This window comes from Streptococcus sanguinis (assembly GCF_013343115.1).
Taxonomy (GTDB): domain Bacteria; phylum Bacillota; class Bacilli; order Lactobacillales; family Streptococcaceae; genus Streptococcus; species Streptococcus sanguinis_H.
Genome location: NZ_CP054570.1, coordinates 1,312,349 through 1,328,913, shown reverse-complemented (window position 1 = coordinate 1,328,913; position 16,565 = coordinate 1,312,349). Strand labels below are relative to the sequence as shown.

Genomic DNA, 16,565 nt, shown 5'->3' with positions numbered 1-16,565 from the left:
AGACTAGAAAAAGAGAATAGAAAAAATGAGTATGTTTTTAGACACAGCAAAGATTCAAGTTAAGGCTGGCAATGGTGGTGATGGCATGGTGGCCTTTCGCCGTGAAAAATATGTCCCTAATGGCGGTCCTTGGGGCGGTGATGGAGGTCGTGGCGGCAATGTTGTTTTTGTCGTAGACGAGGGCCTGCGTACCCTGATGGACTTTCGCTACAATCGCCACTTCAAGGCTCAGTCTGGTGAAAAGGGTATGACCAAGGGTATGCATGGCCGTGGAGCTGAGGACTTGATTGTTCGTGTACCGCAGGGGACGACGGTTCGTGATGCTGAGACGGGCAAGGTGCTGACGGACTTGGTAGAAAATGGCCAAGAATTTATCGTAGCGCGTGGTGGCCGAGGCGGTCGCGGAAATATCCGCTTTGCAACGCCTAAAAATCCTGCTCCGGAGATTTCTGAGAACGGAGAACCAGGTCAAGAGCGAGAGCTTCTGCTGGAGCTCAAGGTCCTAGCAGACGTTGGTCTGGTCGGATTCCCATCTGTCGGGAAATCCACTTTGCTTAGTGTTATTACAGCAGCCAAGCCTAAGATTGGTGCCTATCATTTTACGACAATCGTGCCCAATCTAGGAATGGTTCGTACTCACTCTGGAGAGTCCTTTGCAGTAGCAGATCTACCAGGTTTGATTGAGGGAGCCAGCCAAGGGGTCGGACTGGGAACTCAGTTTCTCCGTCATATTGAGCGGACACGGGTCATCCTGCATGTCATCGATATGTCAGCTAGTGAGGGGCGTGATCCTTATGAGGACTATCTAGCTATCAATAAAGAGTTGGAATCCTATAATCTTCGTCTTATGGAGCGCCCGCAGATTATTGTTGCTAACAAGATGGATATGCCAGATAGTGCTGAAAATCTCAAGATATTCAAAGAGAAATTATCGGCTAATTATGATGAGTTTGCGGAACTACCGCAAATCTTCCCGATTTCCAGTCTGACCAAGCAGGGCCTTGCGACCCTCTTAGATGCGACTGCAGAGTTACTGGATAAGACACCAGAGTTCTTGCTTTATGATGAGTCTGAAATGGAAGAAGAAGCTTACTACGGCTTTGACGAAGAAGCGCCAGCCTTTGAAATTTCTCGTGATGATGATGCGACTTGGGTGCTGTCAGGTGACAAGCTTGAGAAGCTCTTTAATATGACCAACTTTGACCGTGATGAGGCAGTCATGAAATTTGCCCGTCAGCTTCGTGGTATGGGAGTTGATGAAGCTCTTCGCGCTCGCGGAGCCAAGGATGGGGATCTGGTTCGCATCGGCAAGTTTGAGTTTGAATTCGTTGACTGAGGAGGCTTGCAATGGGTGATAAACCAATATCCTTCCGCGATGAAAATGGAAATTTTGTCTCTGCAGCTGATGTCTGGAATGCAGAAAAGCTAGAAGAGCTCTTTAATAAACTCAACCCCAAACGCAAGCTGCGTCTGGAAAGAGAAGCATTAGCGAAAGCAGAAGAGGAATAAAACTTCTGATTTTGAAACTATAAACGCTGGGAAAAATTTCTCAGTGTTTTTAAATCTTAAAAAATGGGTTCTGATAGGTAAGTCGATTTCCTTTTAGCTTCTAAGGACCTCATCAATGAAAAAATGGAAAAAGTCAAGGCTTATCAATCTGTCGTGGCCATTGCTTGCTATTTTATGGTATAATGAAAAAAATAAGTAGGAGAAGTGATAATTATGGCAAAAACGATTCATACAGATAAAGCACCAGCAGCGATTGGACCTTATGTTCAAGGAAAAATTGTGGGCAATCTTTTGTTTGCGAGCGGGCAGATTCCCCTGTCTCCTGAAACTGGAGAAATCATTGGGACAACTATTGAAGAGCAAACCCAGCAGGTACTGAAAAATGTTTCAGCCATTTTGGAAGCCGCTGGAACAGATTTTGACCATGTGGTCAAGGCTACTTGCTTCTTGAGTGATATCAATGATTTTGTGGCCTTTAATGAAGTTTACAAAACAGCCTTTACTGAAGCATTTCCAGCTCGTTCAGCAGTCGAAGTGGCTCGCCTGCCTAAGGATGTGAAAATTGAGATTGAGGTTATTGCCGAGATTCTCTAAAAAAGAGCAGGGGAAAACCACTCTTTGACGGATTCTATCTGATGAAAGGATTATTATGTCTGAGAAGAAAATTCAGCTTGTCATTGTGACTGGAATGAGTGGGGCGGGGAAAACCGTAGCCATCCAGTCCTTTGAAGACTTAGGTTATTTTACCATTGATAATATGCCGCCAACTCTGGTGCCGAAGTTCTTGCAGCTAGTCGAAGGGACTACTGACAATGATAAATTAGCTCTGGTTGTCGATATGCGGAGCCGTTCCTTCTTTTTGCAAATTCAGAACGTTTTGGATGAATTAGAGCAAAATGAGAACATTGATTTCAAGATTCTTTTCCTAGATGCGGCGGATAAGGAGTTGGTGGCTCGTTACAAGGAAACGCGTCGCAGCCATCCGTTGGCAGCTGATGGACGGATTTTAGATGGGATTAAGCTGGAGCGCGAACTTTTAGCCCCTCTGAAGAATCTTAGCCAAAATGTTGTGGACACAACAGATTTGACACCACGGGAGCTCAGAAAGACCATCTCTGAGCAATTCTCAAATCAGGACGAGATGCACAGTTTCCGTATTGAAGTCATGAGTTTTGGTTTCAAATACGGTCTGCCTTTGGATGCAGACTTGGTCTTTGATGTGCGCTTTCTGCCCAATCCCTACTATAAGACTGAGCTGCGCAATCAGACAGGCTTGGACAAGGATGTCTTTGACTATGTCATGAACCATGCCGAGTCAGAAGAATTTTATCAGCATCTGCTGGGCTTGATAGAGCCGATCTTGCCAGGCTATCAGAAGGAAGGTAAGTCTATCCTGACTATTGCTGTGGGCTGTACGGGTGGTCAGCACCGCAGTGTAGCCTTTGCTCAACGCTTAGCAGATGATTTGGCTAAAAATTGGCCGGTCAATGCCAGTCACCGCGACAAAAACCGTCGGAAAGAAACGGTGAACCGCTCATGAGAAAGCCAAGAATTACAGTCATTGGCGGTGGAACAGGAATTTCAGTTATTTTAGACAGCCTGCGTAAAAAGGACGTAGAGATTACAGCCATTGTTACAGTAGCAGATGATGGAGGCAGTTCTGGTGAGCTGAGAAAAAACATCCAGCAGCTGACTCCGCCGGGTGACCTGCGAAATGTCCTGGTAGCTATGTCCGACATGCCAAAGTTTTATGAGAAGGTCTTCCAGTATCGCTTTGCGGAAGGAGACGGCGTTCTAGCGGGGCATCCTTTGGGCAATCTGATTATTGCTGGCATTTCCGAAATGCAGGGCTCAACTTATAATGCCATGCAGCTTTTGACCAAGTTCTTCCATACGACAGGAAAAATTTACCCTTCTAGCGACACCCCCCTAACTCTGCATGCTGTGTTTGCAGATGGGACGGAAGTTGTCGGTGAAAGCAATCTGACCAGCAAGAGTGGGATGATTGAGCGGGTCTATGTGACCAATACCTATGATGACAAGAAGCCTGCTGCCAGTAAAAAGGTGGTTGAAAGTATCCTAGAGAGCGATATGGTGGTTCTGGGGCCTGGTTCGCTATTTACCTCTATCTTGCCTAATCTCGTTATTGAGGAAATTGGCCAAGCTCTTCTAGACACCAAGGCTGAAGTGGCCTATGTCTGCAATATTATGACCCAGCGAGGTGAAACAGAGCATTTTTCAGACAGCGACCACGTCCAAGTTCTGCACCGTCATTTAGGCAGGAAGTTTGTAGATACAGTCTTGGTCAATATCGAACCTGTCCCTCATGAGTATATGGACAGTAACCAGTTTGACGAATATCTGGTACAGGTGGAGCATGATTTTCAGGGGTTGCAAGAGCAGGTTCCGCGCGTTATTTCTTCGAATTTTCTTCGTTTGGAAAATGGCGGAGCTTTCCATGATGGTGAGTTGGTCGTTGACGAATTGATGCAGATTATACAGGTACGTAAATGAGCTTTACAGTAAAAGTAAAAGAAGAACTGCTGAGTCTGGCAAACAGAGATAAAAATGAGCTGTCAGCCATGATCAAGATGTCTGGCAGTCTGGGCTTAGCCAGCAGTGGTTTGACCCTATCTGTCACAACAGAAAATGCTAAGATTGCCCGCCATCTCTATGAGTTGCTGTCGGACCTCTATCAGGTCAAGTCAGAAATCCGTCACCATCAGAAGACCAATCTGCGCAAGAACCGTGTTTATACAGTATTTCTGGATCAGAAAGTGGAAGAAATCCTTTCTGACCTGCACTTGGCTGACTCCTTTTTTGGTATCGAGGCAGGGATTGACCAGGCTATTTTGACTGATGACGAAGCCAGTCGAGCCTACCTACGGGGAGCCTTTCTCTCAAATGGCAGCATGCGGGAGCCAGACTCAGGCAAATACCAGCTGGAAATCCTGTCCGTTTATCTGGATCATGCTGAGGATTTGGCTGCCTTAATGCGCCGTTTTCTGCTGGATGCCAAGACCATTGAGCGCAAGAAGGGGGCTGTTACTTATCTGCAGCGGGCTGAGGACATCATGGATTTTCTCATTGTCATCGGGGCTATGGAAGCCATGGCTGAGTTTGAGTCTCTTAAGCTCATGCGGGAAGCGCGTAATGACCTCAATCGAGCTAATAATGCGGAGACAGCGAACATCGCTCGCACGGTCACAGCCAGTATGAAAACCATCAACAATATTGCTAAAATCAGTGATAATATTGGCATTGAGAGTCTACCTGTAGACCTGCAGGAGGTAGCCCAGCTTCGCATCCAGCATCCAGACTACTCCATCCAGCAGTTGGCTGATAGTCTGAGCCGGCCACTGACTAAGAGCGGCGTCAATCATCGCTTGAGAAAAATCAATAAAATCGCAGATGAATTATAAAAGCTGCTGAGCTTGAGCTCGGCAGCTGTTTTTTTATAGGCTTGTAGAATGTTTGGGTTGGACTTTTTGCTCAGGATAGATATGGTTAATGGCATTGTTGACAGCAGTAGGTGCCTCACCTAACCCAGTCGCAATCAAGTCAATCTTTCCCTCGTAGCTGCAGCAGTCACCAGCTGCATAGATACCTGGCACGGAAGTTTCTTGCTTGCTATTGACTAAGATTTTGTGACGGTTGAGCTCCAAGCCCCAATCTTTGAGATTGCCGACAGAGGATTTAAAACCGTAGTTGACAAAGAGGTGATCCAGAGGCAGAAGCTGACTTTCCTCTCCTTTGACTTGGCTGATTTCCAAGTGGGTTATCTTGCCATTTTCACCAACCAATCGGCTCGGTATAAATGGTGTCTTAATCTCAACACTAGAAGCCTTGAGTTCTTCCACACTATGCTCTAAAGCTCGGAAGTTGTCCCGACGATGAACCAGACTGGTTTCTGCAATCTTTTCAAAAGCTAGCGCCCAGTCAACAGCCGAGTCACCGCCGCCCAGAACAACAACCTTTTTGCCTGCGTACTGACTGATGTTTGAAACGTGATAGTGGAGGTTGCTGTAGGCTTCAGCATCGTCTAGCTCCAAAGCTCTCGGTTTGAAGGCGCCACCTCCCATGGCGATGATGATGGTTTTGGTTTGATGCTGGACTTGAGAAGTCGTGATAGAGAAGCCATCACCAGATTTAACGATATTCAGAACCGTTTCATTGAGGCAAATCTCTGTCTGGAATGTTTCTAGTTGCTCAATCAGACGCTGTGTCAACTCTTCGCCACTTAGATTGGTAAAGCCTGGCACATCCAGAATCTTCTTCTCTGGATAGAGAATGGCCGGCTGACCACCCAGCTGAGGCAGGGAATCAATGATTTTAACCTTGGCTTGGCGTAGATGAGCGTAAAAAGCTGCGAATAGGCCAACTGGGCCGCCGCCGACAATCGTAATATCATACAGTTCAGACATAATTTTCCTCAATCTTTTTAAAATAAACTAGCATTATTGTACCACAAAAAGTGGTTGAAATGTAAGCAAATGTTTTGAAGCCATCTTAAAAGCCCCAGCTGGGGCTTAAAATTAGATAACAAATAAATCATTGAGGTTTTCAGCCAGCGTTGGGTGGGTGAAGATTTGCTTGCTCAAGTAGGTGTAAGGAATCTTATTATCCATGGCTACAGTCAGGATATTGATAATTTCCTGAGCCCCTGCTGAGAAGATTGTTGCTCCGACGATTTCCTTGGTCTCTGTATTGACAACAGCCTTGAAAGCACCGCGTAAGTCAGCGTTGACATGTCCGCGAGGCATTGCGGCAACTGGAATCTCCTTAACTGCAATCGGCAATCCTTGCTCTTTGGCTTCTTTCTCAGTCAATCCGATTTGAGCCAAAGGTGGTGTGATGAACATGCTGGTAGGGACGTTTTTACGGTCTTCCAGTGTGTAGCTGCCATCGCCAGCCAGATAGCTATAAAGGATACGGAAGTCATCCAATGAGATATAAGTAAACTGCAGACCACCATTGACATCGCCCGCTGCAAATACACCAGGTACAGATGTTTCCAAGTGCTTATCGACCTTAATCGCTCCGCGCTCTGTCAGCTCGATATCTGTATTTTCCAACTGTAGTGGTTCAACATTCGGCTTACGACCGGTAGCATAGAGTAGGGCATCAAAGCGGAATTCTCCAGATTCTGTCACAACTACAACTTCGTCACCATCATTTTTGACCTGTGTGGTACGTACATTTTGTAAGAGTTGGATTCCGTCTTCTTCCATGTACTGCTTAGCTAGAGCAGCGATAGAAGGCTCTACTCGAGGGAGAAAGACCGGAGCAGCATCCAGCACAGTCACCTGACTGCCCATTTTATTGTAAAGTCCAGCAAATTCTAGGCCAATGTTACCGCCACCCAGAACTCCTAAACGTTTAGGAAGTTCCTTCAGATTTTGAATGCCAGTTGAGTCATAGACATGCTTGGTTTCAGTCAGTCCAGGAATTGGCAGGACGTTGGAAACAGCACCAGTATTGATGACAATAGTTTCAGCAGTCAGTTCCTCTTTCTCATCGCCAGCTGTGATTTCGATGACCTTATTTGAAAGAAAATGAGCTTCCGCATCAATGATGTCGACACCAGCGCCACTGATTGCTGCGTAGTTCTTCCCGTTGAGACGGCTGGTTACAGCGTTCTTTTCAGCCATGACTTGATCGAAAGCCAGGCCTTTTTCAGCAGCGACAAGCAGGGTTTTGGTTGGGATGCAGGCGATATTAATGCAGGTTCCCCCGTACATAGCCTTGCTTCGCTCAATCAAAGCAACTTTTTTTCCTTGGGCCGCCATTTTGGCTGCGAATGTTTTACCGGCCTTACCAAAGCCGATGACAATTAAATCATAGGTTAACATAATTTACCTCCATTTTTCAAAAAAGATTGTATCACATCTAGTCAGAAATTGCTGATTTCTGCTACGCTTTTTTTCTTCAGTATTTTTAGTGTTTATTTTTATACAGAATGTCCATTTTTGAGCAATGTTTTCGCAGTTCCAGTCAGTCTGTGTTATACTAAGTTTCATTATTTATTTTAGGAGGGCAAAATGTCTATTATTACACTTATTTTGGCAAGCTTGGTTGCCTTGGAATTTTTCTACATCCTGTACTTGGAGACCTTCGCGACGACTTCTGCGGCGACAGCTCGGGTTTTCGGCATGTCGCAAGAGGAGTTGGAGCAGCAGTCGGTCAATACTCTTTTCAAAAACCAAGGAGTTTATAACGGATTGATAGCTGTTTTGGTCTTGATTGCGGCCTTTGTACAGCCTAGTTCGTTTTGGCTGGGAATTTTTATGGTTTATATCATCTTGGTAGCAGCTTACGGTGCAGTGACCAGTGACCCCAAAATCCTGTTCAAGCAGGGAGGGCTGGCTATGCTGACCCTGCTTAGTTTATTTTTCTAAATAGAGTGAGGAAAATTGATTTCCCACTCTTTTTTATATAATAATTGACTTTTTTGTTAGACAAGTGTAGAATAAAAATAGAAATAGCATTAATTTAGAAAGCGCGTGGGAACGATGAAAAGATCTATTAAACGTTTGCCAGATGGGGAATTTACTATTTTAAAAGTAATTTGGCAACTGCCTACCCCGACGACCTCTGCCCGTATCATGGAAAAGCTGGGACCAGACAATCACTGGAAGCCCCAGACTTTGCTGACAGTCTTGGCTCGCTTAACAGAAAAGGGCTTTTTAGAAAGTGTCCGCAAGGGGCGTGAAAGGCAGTATACAGCCTTGATCTCAGAAGATGAGTATTTGGAAGTTGAGGCTTCGGATTTCTTGAAGCGTCACAGCGGCCGTTCTATGGGCGGGTTTGTCAAAACACTTTTTTCTTCTAACTCCTTTTCGGAAAATGAATTGGATGAGCTGCGCAGTTTGCTCAACCAAGGAAAGTAGGATGGAGGGATAAGCATGAAACAGTTCCTTCTTTCTTTTCTTCTGACCAGTTTGTCGACATCCATTTTGGTGCTTTTGCTTAGTCTGCTTTTTACGGCCTTTAAGACTAAGATTTCGGTCAGAGTGAAGTATTTTATTTGGTTTCTGATATTGCTGAGTTTTCTGTTTCCGTTCCGTCCCCAATTTGGCTCAGGCCTGATTCGGCTGAATACAGGATCGGTAGTTCAGACAGCAGTGACTGCCACCCAGACAGGTGGAACGCAGGGCGCCTCTCAAACTGTTGAAAAAGCTGCTCAGCCAAATCTGTGGGAGGCTTTTCTAAATCTGCCTTGGTTTGAAATTCTCTTTGCTATCTGGCTGATTGGCTTTGTCTTTAGTATTGGAAGATATGCTTATTCTTATATTCGCTTCAGAAAGATGCTGAAGCGCTGGGGCACGGAGTTTCAGGACGAAGAAGCGATGGCTCAGCTTCAGGCTGTTCAGCAGGAGATGGGAGTTAAGGGCCGGATTCGTCTGCTCCACTATCCTATGTCCCAAAGTCCTATGCTGCTAGGCTTCAGAGATATTTTAATCGTGCTGCCAGAGTTGGACTACACAGAAGAAGAGCTGCAGCTGATTTTTAAACATGAGCTGACTCACTACAAACACCGCGATGTTTTAATCAATCTCTTAGGGATTTTTGCCAAGAGTCTTCATTGGTTTAATCCGGTTGTCCGCTTTGCCTGCCGTGAAACCCAGGAAGCAGGAGAAATGTACTGTGATTACGATGTTCTAAGCAGTAGAGATACAGAGTATCGGACTTTCTACGGCGAAACGATTCTGACCATGATAGACCGCAGTAAGAAGACTCCAATTGCTCTGACGACCTGCTTTTACTCTGATAAGTTTAATCTCAAGCGGCGGATTGTTGGTATTATGGATAACCGCCTACCCAAGAGGTTTCTGTCTGCTGCCTTTGTAGTAGCAGTTCCTCTCCTTTTGCTCCTGACTAGCTCGGTCTTTGCTCTAGAAAGTCCAGCTGCCCAACAAAGCAGACCTGTTGCAGGGCAAAAACAGTCTCAAGGACTCAGTCAGCGTCAGGTTCTAGCGGCCGTCTTAAAAGAGCTGTCTCTTTCTGAAAAAGATATTAAAGATTTACAAATTTCGCGTGAGAAAGACACCTATAAAATCCGCTTCTCACATGGGCAAACAGCCCATGAAACCATTGTCAATGCTAAGGATGGAAAACTAATCCAATCCAAGCAGCATACCATTGTCGAAAAGACGGTAACGGTCGAAAAAGAAGTCAGTCCATCCTCGTCTGCTGAATCGAATCAAGCTGACAACAGTTCTACTGCAGGCGCAGGGAATACGGGAGCAGCGGGCTCTACTGGAGCTAGTACAGCGACTGTTCAAACTCCGACTCAGAACAGTTCCTCTCATACGACAGACACCGATGATCCGGACGATGATGATGACCATGATGACGATTAAATAAAGGATTCTGCCAGTTTAAGTTTCTTAAAAGCTTAGACTGGTAGAATTTTATTATCTTCTCAAAGGGGGATTTGGTAATCCTCCAAGAGCAGTTTGTCATCAGTTTATCTTTATTTTAGGACGATTTTGCTTACAGTTTGTACTTCGTTTCCTAATACCAAAAACAATCTGAAAGATTATTTATCTTTTTTCTTGACATTCACAAACGACAATTGTAGAATAAATTTATAAACTACATTTGTAGAATGTTTTTGAAAAATACTGCTTGGAAAGGAGAAGAAAGTAAAACTTATCTAGACGCTTGTAGGATGCAGAGCGGAAGCTCTATTTCTTTTAAAAGCACAAACTACATTTGTAGAATCAAAGGAGAATTCAAATGAAACAAAAGCAAATCCAAACAAATTTCCAACGAATCGAAACGAAGTATATTCTTGACCGAGCAATGCTAGCTCGTCTTGAAGCTGACATGAGGCCTCACCTCACCGCAGATGATTATGCGACATCAACCATTTCCAATGTGTATTTTGATAATGATGAGTTCCAGATGATTCAGGATTCCATTGCTAGAAAAGGTGGTCGCGAAAAAATGCGGATGCGGACTTATGCTGAGCAGCCAAATGATGATAGTCAAGTTTTCTTAGAAATCAAGAAGAAACGTGATGAAGTAGGCTTCAAATACCGTTTGGTTTCGAATCCTCTCTCTGTGACCAACTATATTGTGAACGGTGTGGCAGACCATACTATTTCTGATGATCGGGTCAAGGCAGAAGTGGAGCAGTTACAGGAGCGCTATATAGACTTGAAGCCAAAAATGGTGATTAGCTATGATCGCTACTCTATGAGAGGCTTGGAAGATAAAAAAGTCCGTGTGACAGTTGATTCCAACATCCGCTACCGTGATTATGATGTAGACTTGGCTTTAGGCCGCTATGGACTGCCCTTGCTGGATGACGACAAGGTGATTATGGAAATCAAGGTTCCTGGTCAATATCCTCAGTGGTTGGCTGATATTCTGAATAAATACGGTCTTGAAGACCAGTCCTTCTCAAAATACGGCAATGCCTACCTGAAAACTAAAGAAAGGCTGACTCGAACAGTCAAGGCCTGAGGAGGTAGTCTATGCTCAATCAGTTATTTAACAGTATCTACTCCTCCACGGAAGTCAAGATAAATCCTTTAGCATTGATTTTTTCACTAGCAACTAGTGTGGTTCTAGGAATTATCTTGGCCAAGGTCTATAAGCGCCAAACCATTTATACTAAGGAATTTGTCGTCACTCTCTCCCTTTTGCCAGCCATTATTTCCATTATCATCTTCTTGGTTAATGGAAATCTGGGTACCAGTGTCGCCGTAGCAGGGACTTTCAGCTTGATTCGTTTCCGGTCGGCCGCTGGTGGCTCCAAGGAGCTCCTAGCCATCTTTATGGCGACGGCTATCGGGATTACAACAGGGATGGGCTTTGTAGCACTGGGAATTGTCTTTACTCTAGCTATTTCAGGCATCTGGATGCTCTTTGAAAAGATGAGCTTTACTTCAGTCAGTCCGACCAGACGTTATGTTCAGGTTCAGGTTCCAGCTGACTTTGACTACGAAGTACTCTTTGATGCTATCTTTGAAACGACTTGTAAATCAGCCGAACTGACATCTCTCAAGTCGGCTGAAAAGAAGTCTATTAAGCTGGACTATGTTGTTGACTTGAATCCTGACATGAGCGACAGAGAGCTCATTCAGCAGTTCCTGTTCTATGATAAGGTGCAGGACATTTCCCTTTCCAAAGCTGCCAAGAAGCGGAAAACCCTCTAAGCAAAAGAAGACCAGCTGCAACAGAGCAGTTGGTTTTCTTGTTTGTATCATAAAAAGGGGATACATCATACTTACAGAAAATACTTGACACTCTTTTCTATATGTGGTATGATTATATAGATTTTGGACTTGAAGGGAGTGAAAAAAATGTCAAAAACAGTAGTACGCAAGAATGAATCACTTGATGATGCACTTCGTCGTTTCAAACGTGCGGTTACTAAAGCTGGTACTCTTCAAGAAACACGCAAACGTGAATTCTATGAAAAACCTTCTGTAAAACGCAAACGCAAATCAGAAGCAGCTCGTAAACGTAAAAAATTCTAATTGAACAAAAAAGCAGACTCCGGTCTGTTTTTTGTTTTCACTCTTTGGAGAGAAGGGGATGATTGTGAGCAATAGGCAAGAAAAAAACACTGATTTTCATCAGTGAATTCTCTTTATTTTTTCTCAGCCAACAAAGCTTTGATTTCTTGCAGGACTTCCAATTCAGTTGGTCCAGCTGGCGCTTCTTCAGCTTCTTCCTTCTTCTTAGCAAGGCTTTGTGCTTTTTCAGCAGACTTAACGATGAAGAAGAGAACAGTACCGATTACCAAGAAGTTAATTACAGCGCTCAAGAAGTTACCATAAGCGATCCCGTTCCATTTCAATTGAGAAATTTGCTCCAAGTTTGCAGCTTTCAAAATTGGGTTGAGGAAGAGGGGAGTGATTACGTCAGTAATCAATGAAGTGACGATTGCTCCAAAAGCGTTGGCGATGATCACACCGACTGCCAAATCAATCACGTTCCCACGCAGCAAGAATTCTTTAAGATCCTTTAACATTCTTTCTTTCCTTTCAAGAATTTATTAATGTGATTATATTATAGCTTATTTATATGACATCTACAAGATATTTGTTTGTCAAATATTTTACATTTGCTTCATTTTAGTATAAAATATAGAATGATATTCTATGATAAATTGGAGGTATTGTCTCTTGATTGATAAAGAAATCATTTCTGAAATTAAAAACAGCGTCAATATCGTCGATGTCATAGGAGAAACGGTGGCCTTGACCAAGGCTGGGCGGAATTTCCTGGGACTCTGTCCCTTTCATGGCGAAAAGACGCCCTCTTTTAACGTTGTAGAGGACAAGCAGTTTTATCACTGTTTTGGCTGCGGCAAGTCGGGCGATGTCTTCAAATTCATTGAGGATTATCGAGGCGTTTCCTTTATGGATGCTGTGCAGATTGTAGCAGATCGGGCAGGGATTCCCTTGGCTGTAGAGACAGCGGGCAACGACCGACTGAGACAAAGCCATCCGCACCAGGCTCTCTACGATATCCATACCGAGGCAGCGAAATTTTATCATGCGGTTCTGATGACGACCAAGATGGGAGAGGAAGCGCGGGCTTATCTCTACCAGCGGGGGCTGACAGATGATGTTCTTAAGCATTTTCAAATCGGGCTGGCTCCTAATGAGGGGAATTATCTTCATAAGAGTATGGCTGGCAAATTTGATGAGAATACCATCATGAACTCGGGACTCTTTAATCTGGCGGAGAATAATCTGGTCTATGATGCCTTTCAGAATCGGATTATGTTTCCCCTGACCAATGACAGTGGGCAGGTTGTGGCTTTTTCCGGACGGATTTGGCAGGCAGCGGCTTCAGACGGGCATCAGGCCAAGTATAAAAACAGTCGCAGCACCGCTATTTTCAATAAAAGCTACGAACTTTATCATCTGGATAAGGCCAAGCCGGTTATCAAGAAGAGCCATGAGGTTTATCTGATGGAGGGCTTCATGGACGTGATTGCGGCCTATCGGGCAGGGATTGAAAATGCGGTTGCCTCGATGGGAACAGCTCTGACGCCTGAGCATATTCAGCATCTGAGCAAGTATTGCAAGAAGATTATCCTGTCTTACGATGGAGATCGGGCAGGGCAGGCAGCGACTGCTAAGGCTTTGGATGAGCTGAGAGATATGACGGTGGAAATTGTTCGGATTCCGGATAATTTGGACCCCGATGAATTTCTAGCTAAAAATTCTGAGGAAGATTTGCAGCATTTGCTGAGCAAAACGCGAATAAGTAATGTGGAGTTTCTGCTGCATCATCTGAAACCAGATAATATTGAAAATCTACAGGCTCAGATTGAGTTTGTAGAGAAGATGGCGCCGATTATTGCGAAGACCAAGTCCATCACAGCTCAGAACTCCTATATTTACATGCTGGCTGAGTTGCTGCCGGACTTTGACTATCAGCAGGTGGAGCAGACGGTAAATAACAGTCGGCTTGCTGAGCGCTCTAGTCGCAGTCAGGAGGCGCCGATTCAGCAGTCTCAACCAGCCGTCATGCAGTTTTCGCCTTCGAACCGGCTGAGTCGGCTCATGAGGGCGGAAAATCATATCTTCCACCGCATGATACATCATCCTTTGATTTTGAACCAATACCGTCTGAGAGAAGATTTTGTCTTTGACTCGGAAGAATTGCAGGCCTTGTATGAGATTTTACTGGCAAATGGCGAGGTGACACCGCAGGATTTGTCCCAGCTGCCGGATCATGTCCAGCAGGCTTGGTACCGCGTCTTGGAAGAAGACTTGCCGGATGAGGTTTTGGAAGATGAATTGAAAGAAGTGGAAGAAACCAGAGAGCGGGAGATTTTGCGCAAGCATAATCAGTTTATTAGTAAGAAGATTCGAGAAGCCTCTCACAGCGGAGATACGGATACAGCCCTGTCCGAGTTGGAGCGCTTGATTGAGCAAAAAAGAAGAATGGAGTAGGAATGGCTACAAAACAAAAAGAAGTAACAACATTAGACGTTCAAATTGCAGAATTTATCCGCAACCACAAGCAGACTGGAGTTGCGACAGATGATGAAATCAATGATCAGTTGGTCATTCCTTTCACTTTGGACGCTGATGGGATTGAGGATTTGCTGCAGCGCATCCAGGATGCTGGCATCTCAATTACAGATAAGGAAGGAAATCCCAGCGCGCGCGTCTTGAATACTGAAGAGGAAGAAGCGGAGCTGACAGATGAAGAGCTCTTGGGCAGCAATTCAGCCAAGGTCAATGACCCAGTCCGCATGTATCTGAAAGAAATCGGGGTTGTGCCCCTTCTCAGCAATGAAGAAGAGCAGGAGCTGGCTATCTTGGTAGAGCAGGGAGACTTGGAAGCCAAGCAGCGTCTGGCTGAGGCCAATCTTCGTCTGGTTGTTTCCATTGCTAAGCGCTATGTTGGCCGTGGCATGCAGTTCCTTGATTTGATTCAAGAAGGGAACATGGGGCTGATGAAAGCCGTTGATAAGTTTGACTACACCAAAGGATTTAAGTTTTCAACGTATGCGACTTGGTGGATTCGTCAGGCCATTACCCGTGCGATTGCTGACCAAGCTCGGACTATTCGGATTCCAGTCCACATGGTGGAAACTATTAACAAGCTAGTCCGCGAGCAACGCAATCTCTTGCAGGAATTAGGTCAAGATCCTACGCCTGAGCAAATCGCTGAGCGTATGGATATGACACCTGACAAGGTTCGTGAGATTCTCAAGATTGCCCAGGAGCCAGTGTCGCTGGAGACCCCTATCGGTGAGGAAGACGACAGTCATCTGGGTGACTTTATCGAAGATGAAGTGATTGAAAATCCAGTCGACTATACTACTCGTGTTGTCCTTCGTGAGCAGCTGGATGAGGTCTTGGATACGCTGACAGACCGCGAAGAAAACGTCTTGCGTCTGCGCTTTGGTCTGGACGATGGGAAAATGCGGACACTGGAAGATGTCGGTAAGGTCTTCAATGTTACCCGCGAGCGGATTCGCCAGATTGAAGCCAAGGCCCTGCGTAAACTTCGCCATCCAAGCCGCAGTAAACCACTCAGAGACTTTATTGAAGATTAAGAAGTGAAGAGCAAAAAGGGGCAGAAATTTTTCATTAGGAAGCGTTAAGTCGGCAATTCTAGCTGAAAAACAAAAGCCCCCTCAAGCTAACTTGAAATTTTTGCTCTATCTATAAGGAGGATATTGCATGTCAGAAAAAAAATACAGCCCTGAAGAAGTTGAAAAGATTAAAACGCGTATTTTAGAGAGCTTGGAGCAAGTCATTGACCCAGAATTGGGAATTGATATTGTCAATCTAGGTCTAATCTATGAAATCCGTTTTGACGAGACCAATGGAGAAACGGAAATCGATATGACCCTGACAACCATGGGGTGCCCTCTGGCGGATCTTCTGACTGACCAGATCTATGATGCCATGTCAGATGTTCCAGAGGTTACCAAGACTGATGTTAAGTTGGTTTGGTACCCAGCTTGGACGGTGGAAAAGATGAGCCGTTATGCTCGGATTGCTTTGGGGATTCGCTAAGAACTGATAGTAAGTGCTGGCCTGCTGCGTGCAGGCTTTTGCTTTTTTTAGCAGATTCTGTTATAATGTTCCTATTGTCTTGGGGTCGTTACGGATTCGACAGGCATTATGAGGCACATTTTGCAACTCATCTAGCGGATGTAAAACGCCAGTTAAATATAACTGCAAAAAATAACAATTCTTACGCTGTAGCTGCCTAAAAACCAGCCAGCGTGACCCGATTCGGATTGCTTGTGTCTGATGACAGGTCTTATTATGAGCAAGCTACGGCAAAATCTGGTCTAGGGATTTTGCAAGAGATTGATAGACTCGCTTGACTTGGGCTTGAGCTATGTGTCAAAGTGAAGTTAAACCAATACATAGCCTATGGTTGTAGACAAATGTGTTAGCAGGTGTTTGGACGTGGGTTCGACTCCCACCGGCTCCATTATTTTAAAATCTTTCTAAAGCGTTGAGAAATCAGCGTTTTTTGCTTTTACAATGTCCAGGAAATCTTGATTTCTATCTGAAAAAGTAATACAATGATGTTAGTGATGACAAAGGAAA

General features: G+C 44.7%; 18 protein-coding genes and 1 other RNA gene. 16 read left to right on the top strand and 3 right to left on the bottom strand.

All coding sequences use genetic code 11. The features are described from left to right. Positions 1-25 precede the first annotated feature (25 nt). From obgE to whiA, 6 genes are all read left to right on the top strand, one after another. Positions 26-1,336: a GTPase ObgE gene (obgE, locus tag FOC72_RS06305; RefSeq protein ID WP_002895968.1), complete on the top strand. Its 1,311-nt coding sequence runs from the start codon at positions 26-28 to the stop codon at positions 1,334-1,336. Positions 1,337-1,347: 11 nt separating this feature from the next. Further along, positions 1,348-1,509: a hypothetical protein gene (locus tag FOC72_RS06300; protein WP_002895966.1), complete on the top strand. Its 162-nt coding sequence runs from the start codon at positions 1,348-1,350 to the stop codon at positions 1,507-1,509. Between the two features lie 213 nt (positions 1,510-1,722). Continuing rightward, a complete protein-coding gene (locus tag FOC72_RS06295; RefSeq protein ID WP_002895964.1) occupies positions 1,723-2,103 on the top strand; it encodes a RidA family protein in 381 nt (126 codons plus the stop codon). A 55-nt stretch (positions 2,104-2,158) separates the two neighbouring features. Beyond that, on the top strand, positions 2,159-3,049 hold the full coding sequence (rapZ, locus tag FOC72_RS06290; protein WP_002895963.1) for an RNase adapter RapZ: 891 nt from the start codon (positions 2,159-2,161) through the stop codon (positions 3,047-3,049). Further along, positions 3,046-4,023 carry a YvcK family protein gene (locus FOC72_RS06285; RefSeq protein WP_002895961.1) on the top strand — a complete coding sequence of 326 codons (978 nt, stop codon included), beginning with the start codon at positions 3,046-3,048 and terminating at the stop codon, positions 4,021-4,023. Before rapZ ends, FOC72_RS06285 begins: the two co-directional genes overlap by 4 nt. After that, positions 4,020-4,931 carry a DNA-binding protein WhiA gene (gene whiA, locus FOC72_RS06280; protein WP_002895960.1) on the top strand — a complete coding sequence of 304 codons (912 nt, stop codon included), beginning with the start codon at positions 4,020-4,022 and terminating at the stop codon, positions 4,929-4,931. Before FOC72_RS06285 ends, whiA begins: the two co-directional genes overlap by 4 nt. 33 nt (positions 4,932-4,964) lie before the next feature. Here whiA and FOC72_RS06275 read toward each other — a convergent pair whose 3' ends face one another. After that, a complete protein-coding gene (locus tag FOC72_RS06275; RefSeq protein WP_002895958.1) occupies positions 4,965-5,933 on the bottom strand; it encodes an NAD(P)/FAD-dependent oxidoreductase in 969 nt (322 codons plus the stop codon). 111 nt (positions 5,934-6,044) lie between these two features. Beyond that, positions 6,045-7,361 carry an FAD-containing oxidoreductase gene (locus FOC72_RS06270; protein WP_002895956.1) on the bottom strand — a complete coding sequence of 439 codons (1,317 nt, stop codon included), beginning with the start codon at positions 7,359-7,361 and terminating at the stop codon, positions 6,045-6,047. Positions 7,362-7,550: 189 nt separating this feature from the next. On the opposite strand from FOC72_RS06270, the gene FOC72_RS06265 reads away from it, so the two are divergent. The 6 genes from FOC72_RS06265 (at position 7,551) to rpsU (ending at position 12,002) form a co-directional block, all read left to right on the top strand. Beyond that, entirely contained in the window at positions 7,551-7,907 is a 357-nt protein-coding gene (locus FOC72_RS06265) for a DUF1304 domain-containing protein (protein ID WP_002895955.1), read from the top strand. A 114-nt stretch (positions 7,908-8,021) separates the two neighbouring features. Next, entirely contained in the window at positions 8,022-8,399 is a 378-nt protein-coding gene (locus FOC72_RS06260; RefSeq protein WP_002895954.1) for a BlaI/MecI/CopY family transcriptional regulator, read from the top strand. Between the two features lie 15 nt (positions 8,400-8,414). Further along, positions 8,415-9,872: a M56 family metallopeptidase gene (locus FOC72_RS06255; protein ID WP_002895952.1), complete on the top strand. Its 1,458-nt coding sequence runs from the start codon at positions 8,415-8,417 to the stop codon at positions 9,870-9,872. Positions 9,873-10,251: 379 nt separating this feature from the next. Beyond that, positions 10,252-10,983, top strand: coding sequence for a polyphosphate polymerase domain-containing protein (locus tag FOC72_RS06250; protein ID WP_002895950.1), 732 nt, complete (start codon positions 10,252-10,254; stop codon positions 10,981-10,983). A gap of 11 nt (positions 10,984-10,994) precedes the next feature. After that, entirely contained in the window at positions 10,995-11,678 is a 684-nt protein-coding gene (locus FOC72_RS06245; RefSeq protein WP_002895949.1) for a DUF4956 domain-containing protein, read from the top strand. A 147-nt stretch (positions 11,679-11,825) separates the two neighbouring features. Beyond that, positions 11,826-12,002 carry a 30S ribosomal protein S21 gene (rpsU, locus tag FOC72_RS06240; protein WP_000048054.1) on the top strand — a complete coding sequence of 59 codons (177 nt, stop codon included), beginning with the start codon at positions 11,826-11,828 and terminating at the stop codon, positions 12,000-12,002. A 113-nt stretch (positions 12,003-12,115) separates the two neighbouring features. Here the strand turns inward: rpsU and mscL are convergent, their stop codons facing one another. Further along, positions 12,116-12,499, bottom strand: a complete 384-nt coding sequence (mscL, locus tag FOC72_RS06235) for a large conductance mechanosensitive channel protein MscL (protein WP_002895947.1) — start codon at positions 12,497-12,499, stop codon at positions 12,116-12,118. 154 nt (positions 12,500-12,653) lie between these two features. Between mscL and dnaG the strand changes: the two genes are divergently transcribed. The 4 genes from dnaG to ssrA all read left to right on the top strand — a co-directional run bounded on the left by dnaG (position 12,654) and on the right by ssrA (position 16,449). After that, positions 12,654-14,438: a DNA primase gene (gene dnaG / locus FOC72_RS06230; protein ID WP_302479831.1), complete on the top strand. Its 1,785-nt coding sequence runs from the start codon at positions 12,654-12,656 to the stop codon at positions 14,436-14,438. Positions 14,439-14,440: 2 nt separating this feature from the next. Next, positions 14,441-15,553, top strand: a complete 1,113-nt coding sequence (gene rpoD, locus FOC72_RS06225; RefSeq protein WP_002895944.1) for an RNA polymerase sigma factor RpoD — start codon at positions 14,441-14,443, stop codon at positions 15,551-15,553. A 127-nt stretch (positions 15,554-15,680) separates the two neighbouring features. Continuing rightward, positions 15,681-16,019 (top strand): metal-sulfur cluster assembly factor, encoded by a 339-nt coding sequence (locus tag FOC72_RS06220; RefSeq protein WP_002895943.1) that lies wholly within the window; start codon positions 15,681-15,683, stop codon positions 16,017-16,019. 81 nt (positions 16,020-16,100) lie between these two features. Beyond that, positions 16,101-16,449: a transfer-messenger RNA gene (ssrA, locus tag FOC72_RS06215) on the top strand. The last annotated feature ends 116 nt before the right edge of the window (positions 16,450-16,565 follow it).

Bases quoted from the DNA above. Each gene is read 5' to 3' on its own strand.
- FOC72_RS06220 (WP_002895943.1), top strand. From the start codon at position 15,681: ATGTCAGAAAAAAAATACAGCCCTGAAGAAGTTGAAAAGATTAAAACG.
- rapZ (WP_002895963.1), top strand. From the start codon at position 2,159: ATGTCTGAGAAGAAAATTCAGCTTGTCATTGTGACTGGAATGAGTGGG.
- mscL (WP_002895947.1), bottom strand. From the start codon at position 12,499: ATGTTAAAGGATCTTAAAGAATTCTTGCTGCGTGGGAACGTGATTGAT.
- FOC72_RS06270 (WP_002895956.1), bottom strand. From the start codon at position 7,361: ATGTTAACCTATGATTTAATTGTCATCGGCTTTGGTAAGGCCGGTAAA.
- FOC72_RS06245 (WP_002895949.1), top strand. From the start codon at position 10,995: ATGCTCAATCAGTTATTTAACAGTATCTACTCCTCCACGGAAGTCAAG.
- whiA (WP_002895960.1), top strand. From the start codon at position 4,020: ATGAGCTTTACAGTAAAAGTAAAAGAAGAACTGCTGAGTCTGGCAAAC.
- FOC72_RS06300 (WP_002895966.1), top strand. From the start codon at position 1,348: ATGGGTGATAAACCAATATCCTTCCGCGATGAAAATGGAAATTTTGTC.
- FOC72_RS06285 (WP_002895961.1), top strand. From the start codon at position 3,046: ATGAGAAAGCCAAGAATTACAGTCATTGGCGGTGGAACAGGAATTTCA.
- rpsU (WP_000048054.1), top strand. From the start codon at position 11,826: ATGTCAAAAACAGTAGTACGCAAGAATGAATCACTTGATGATGCACTT.
- FOC72_RS06260 (WP_002895954.1), top strand. From the start codon at position 8,022: ATGAAAAGATCTATTAAACGTTTGCCAGATGGGGAATTTACTATTTTA.
- FOC72_RS06255 (WP_002895952.1), top strand. From the start codon at position 8,415: ATGAAACAGTTCCTTCTTTCTTTTCTTCTGACCAGTTTGTCGACATCC.
- FOC72_RS06295 (WP_002895964.1), top strand. From the start codon at position 1,723: ATGGCAAAAACGATTCATACAGATAAAGCACCAGCAGCGATTGGACCT.
- obgE (WP_002895968.1), top strand. From the start codon at position 26: ATGAGTATGTTTTTAGACACAGCAAAGATTCAAGTTAAGGCTGGCAAT.
- FOC72_RS06275 (WP_002895958.1), bottom strand. From the start codon at position 5,933: ATGTCTGAACTGTATGATATTACGATTGTCGGCGGCGGCCCAGTTGGC.
- rpoD (WP_002895944.1), top strand. From the start codon at position 14,441: ATGGCTACAAAACAAAAAGAAGTAACAACATTAGACGTTCAAATTGCA.
- FOC72_RS06265 (WP_002895955.1), top strand. From the start codon at position 7,551: ATGTCTATTATTACACTTATTTTGGCAAGCTTGGTTGCCTTGGAATTT.
- FOC72_RS06250 (WP_002895950.1), top strand. From the start codon at position 10,252: ATGAAACAAAAGCAAATCCAAACAAATTTCCAACGAATCGAAACGAAG.